The sequence below is a fragment of the Cupriavidus sp. WS genome (assembly GCF_000395345.1).
GTDB lineage: Bacteria > Pseudomonadota > Gammaproteobacteria > Burkholderiales > Burkholderiaceae > Cupriavidus > Cupriavidus basilensis_B.
Genome location: NZ_AQPL01000004.1, coordinates 1 through 4,617, shown reverse-complemented (window position 1 = coordinate 4,617; position 4,617 = coordinate 1). Strand labels below are relative to the sequence as shown.

Below are 4,617 nucleotides of genomic sequence, written 5' to 3'. Positions count from 1 at the left end.
GGCGGCGGCCCGCCGCGTCGGCTTCGAGATAGTCGGTCGACAGGTGGAACAGGTAGGACACCACGTAGCCCGAGAGATCGTCGAGCGCCGCGCGCGGCAGGCCCGGGCACAGCCCCAGCCGCTCGATGTCCTCCGCCATCTCGGCGGCGATGTCCGCCAGCAGCTGGCGCACCGCGTCGCGCAGCGCCGGCTGCGGCCCGGTGCTGCCGCACACGCCGACGAAAAAGGCATCCCGGTGCGCCTCGGCGTAGGCGAAGAACGCCGCGCACGCGCGCGTGGCCACCTCGTCCGGGTTGTCGCGCGCGGCCGCCCAGCGCACCGCGCGCAGCATCGGGCGCAGCTCGGCGCCGACCTCGGCCACGGCGGTCAGCGCGAGGTCCTCCATGTCGCGGAAATGGCGGTAGAAGGTGTTGGGGTTGAGCCCCGCCTCGCGCGCGAGCTCGCGCAGGCCCAGGCCGGCGAAGCTGCGCCGCGCGGCGGCCAGGCGCAGCGCGGCGTCGATCAGTTTGCGTTTGCCGGCGGCAACGTCGTCCATGATGTTCGTGTGAAATGTCGGGGCCGGGCAACACGGCGGACAACCACGGCGCATGGCTACGCGGATGGCCGCAGCATAGCCGCGCCGGCCGCCGCGCGCACCCGCCGTGAAATGCCGGTTTGGAATTGACACTCGGTCTGCGTTCGTCTACTTTGCTGCAAAAGTAGACATTTGTCTACGCCCACAAGAACAACGAACGCGAGACAACCCCGGCGCCCGCGCGCCGCCTTCGAACGGTGACCTGAACATGCAGCCAGTGCCCAACCCGGCATCCGCCGCCGCCGACCGCGTGCCCGACCGTGCGTCCGACCGCCAGCCCGATGCGCCGGCCGCGCGCCAGCCCGAACCCATCCCGCAGGCGCCCGGCTGGCCCGTGGTCGGCAACCTGCTGCAGGTCACGCCCGGCATGGTCGCGCAGCACCTGCTGGCGCGCAGCCGCGAGTTCGACGGCATCTTCGAGCTGAACTTCGCCGGCCGGCGCGTGGCCTTCGTCAGCGATGCCGGGCTGGTGGCCGAGCTGGCCGACGGGCGCCGTTTCCGCAAGCTGATCGGCCCGCCGCTGTCCTACCTGCGCGACGTCGGCGGCGACGGCCTGTTTACCGCCGACCACGGCGAGGAGAACTGGGGCCGCGCGCACCGCATCCTGATGCCCGCGTTCAGCCAGCGCGCCATGAAGGGCTACTTCGACGTGATGCTGCGCGTGGCCAACCGGCTGGTCGGCAAGTGGGAGCGCCAGGGGCCCGACGCCGACATCGCGGTGGCCGACGACATGACGCGCCTCACGCTCGACACCATCGCGCTGTCGGGCTTCGGCTACGACTTCGACTCGTTCGCCAGCGCGCAGCTGCATCCGTTCATCGGCGCGATGGTCGGCGCGCTCGAGGAAGCGATGGGCAAGCTCACGCGCCTGGCCATCAAGGACAAGTTCATGCACGCGGCGCACCGCAAGTTCGCCGCCGACGTCGGCTTCATGCGCGAGCTGGTCGACGACGTGGTCAGGCAGCGCCGCGCGGCGGCCGCGCGCGGCCAGGCCCCCGAGCCCGACCTGCTCAACCTGATGCTCGACGCGCGCGACCCCGACAGCGGCGAGCGCCTGGACGACGTGAACATCCGCAACCAGGTCATCACCTTCCTGATCGCCGGGCACGAGACCACCAGCGGCATGCTGACCTTCGCGCTGTACGAGCTGATGCGCCATCCGGGCGTGCTGGCGCAGGCCTACGCCGAGGTGGACGCCGTGCTGCCCGGCGACGCGCCGCCGGCCTACGCCGACCTCGCGCGCCTGCAGGTGATCGACCGCGTGCTCAAGGAAACGCTGCGGCTGTGGCCGACCGCGCCGGGCTTCTCGGTGGCGCCGTTCGAGGACACGCTGCTGGGCGGGCGCTACCTTATCCGGAAGGACCGCCGCCTGTCGGTGGTGCTCACCGGGCTGCACCGCGACCCCAAGGTGTGGGCCGACCCCGAGCGCTTCGACATCGACCGCTTCCTGCCCGAGAACGAGGCGCGCATCCATCCGCATGCCTACAAGCCGTTCGGCAACGGCGAGCGCGCCTGCATCGGCCGGCAGTTCGCGCTGACCGAGGCCAAGCTGGCGCTGGCGCTGATGTTGCGCAATTTCCAGTTCAGCGATCCGCACGACTACCAGTTCCGCATCAAGGAAACGCTCACGCTCAAGCCCGACGGCTTCACGCTGCGCGCGCGCCGGCGCCGCCCGCACGAGCGCATCGCCGCGGCGCAGGCCGGCGCGGCCGCGGCGCAGCCCGCGCGCCCGGCGGTGCACGGCGGCGGCCTGCCGCTGGCGGTGCTGTGCGGCTCCAGCCTGGGCACCGCGCGCGAGCTCGCCGAGCAGATCCACGCGGGCGCGCTGCAGGCCGGCTTCGCCGCCACGCTGCGCGATCTCGACGCCGCGGTGGACACGCTGCCGACCGATGGGCTGGCGGTGATCGTGGCGGCCACCTACAACGGCCGCGCGCCCGATTCGGCGCGCCGCTTCGAGGCCATGCTCGACGCGCAGGCGCAGGCGCCTGCAGGCTACCGCGCGCCCGGCCTGCGCTTCGCCGTGCTCGGCTGCGGCAACTCGCAATGGGCCACCTACCAGGCGTTTCCCAAGCGCGTGCAGGCGTTCTTCGACGCGGCCGGCGCCACCCCGCTGCTGGCGCGCGGCGAGGCCGACGGCAACGGCGACTTCGACCACGCCGCCGGGCAATGGCTGGCCGCGCTGTGGCAAGCGCTGCAAGCGCTGCGCGAGGCGCAGGGCGCCGGGCCGGACGCGCCCGCCGCCGCGGCCGGCGCGATCGCGGTGCGGCTGCGCGGCATCGCCGCCATCCGCGCCGGCACGCTGCCGCCGTCCACGCAGGCGTTCACGGTGCTGGCCAACACCGAGCTGGTCAGCGATCCCGCCGGCCTGTGGGACTTCGCGCGCGAGGCGCCGCGCACCTCCACGCGCGACATCCGCCTGCGCCTGCCCGAAGGCGTGCGCTACGCCACCGGCGACCACCTCGCGGTGTACCCGCAGAACCAGCCGGCCGTGGTGGACGACCTGTGCGCGCGGCTCGACCTCGATCCCGACGCGATGGCGACGCTGTCGGCCGCGCACGCCGGCGCCGCGCGCGGCCTGCCGCTGGAAGAGGCGCTGCCGGTGCGCGAGCTGCTCACGCACTTCATCGAGCTGCAGGACGTGGTGTCGCGCCAGACCCTGCGCACGCTGCTGCAATACACGCGCTGCCCGCGCACGCGCGCCGCGCTGGAGCAGCTCGGCTCGGACGATCCCGCCGCCGGCTACGCCGCGCGGGTGGCGGCGCCGCGCCTCGCGCTGGCCGACGTGCTGGCGCGCCATCCCGCCATCGAGCTGACGCTGGCCGGCCTGCTGGCCTGCACCGTGGCGATGCGCCCGCGCCTCTATTCGATCGCCTCGTCGCCGGCGGTGTCGCCGGACGTGGCCGCGATCACGGTCGGCACGGTGTGGGCGCCCGCGCTGTCCGGGCGCGGCATGTTCCGCGGCGTGGCCTCGACCTGGCTGCAGGGACTGGCGCCCGGCGCGATGGTGGCCGCCGGCATCCGCACGCCGAACCCGCCGTTCGCGCCCGACGCCGATCCCGCCCGGCCGATGATCCTGGTCGGCCCCGGCACCGGCATCGCGCCGTTCCGCGGCTTCCTGGAGGAGCGCGCGGCGCAGCGGGCCGCCGGCATGCGCGTCGCCGCCAGCCAGCTCTATTACGGCTGCCGCCATCCCGCGCACGACTGGCTGTACCGCGACGACATCGCGTGCTGGCAGGACGCGGGCGTGGTGCAGGCGCACGCCGCGTACTCGGCCACCGGCGCGCCGGACCAGCGCTTCGTGCAGCACCTGCTGTGGCGCGACCGCGCCGCGGTGTGGGCGCTGCTGCGCGACGGCGCCACCCTCTACGTGTGCGGCGACGGGCGGCAGATGGCGCCCGCGGTGCGCCGCACGCTGATCGAGATCGCCGCGCAGCAGGGCGGCATGCCCGAGGCGGCGGCGTCCGACTGGCTGGCCGGCATGGTCGCGCAGGGCCGCTACCGGCAGGACGTGTTCAACTGACTGACTGATTGTTCGCGGCCCGCCGCCGCCCGCCGCCCGCCCCATCCACATGGCAGGATTCCACGGATCATTGTCAGCCGGCGCGGCGGCGCTTTCCTTACGCTCGGTGTCATCCCCAACGCCCGTCCTTACCGGAGCGCCCCCGATGGCACGTCCCGCGATCCCGCAAGCCCGCCTGCTGGCGGTCTGCCAGGCTCTCTTCACCTCGGCCCTGTCGGTCGACCTCACGCTGACCGGGCTGGTCGGCTACACGCTGGCGCCGGACAAGGCGCTGGCCACGCTGCCGTTCGCGCTGATCACGGTGGCGTCCGCCGTCACCGCCATCGCGGCGGCGTTCCTGATCGAGCGCCTCGGCCGCCGCGCCGCGTTCTGCCTGGGCGGGCTGGCCTGCTGTGCGGGCGGGCTGGTGTCGGTGTGGGCCATCGCGCACCATGATTTCGCCGCGTTCTGCGTGGGCACCGCGCTGGTCGGCGTGTTCCAGGCCTTCGCGCGCTTCTACCGGCTGGCCGCCGCCGATGCCGCG

Annotated in this window: 3 protein-coding genes; 2 read left to right on the top strand and 1 reads right to left on the bottom strand. The window is 73.8% G+C overall.

All coding sequences use genetic code 11. The annotated features are described in order from the left end of the window. A partial coding sequence (locus tag K206_RS37210; RefSeq protein ID WP_020200400.1) for a TetR family transcriptional regulator occupies positions 1-535 on the bottom strand: 535 nt, incomplete at its 3' end. A gap of 247 nt (positions 536-782) precedes the next feature. Here K206_RS37210 and K206_RS0100250 point away from each other — a divergent pair. Both K206_RS0100250 and K206_RS37205 read left to right on the top strand, forming a co-directional pair. Beyond that, positions 783-4,094, top strand: coding sequence for a bifunctional cytochrome P450/NADPH--P450 reductase (locus K206_RS0100250; protein WP_020200399.1), 3,312 nt, complete (start codon positions 783-785; stop codon positions 4,092-4,094). Between the two features lie 145 nt (positions 4,095-4,239). Next, the coding region (locus K206_RS37205) for an MFS transporter (RefSeq protein WP_043364907.1) at positions 4,240-4,617 on the top strand (378 nt) is incomplete at its 3' end.

Coding starts and splice junctions, on each gene's coding strand:
- K206_RS0100250 (WP_020200399.1), top strand. CDS start 783: ATGCAGCCAGTGCCCAACCCGGCATCCGCCGCCGCCGACCGCGTGCCC.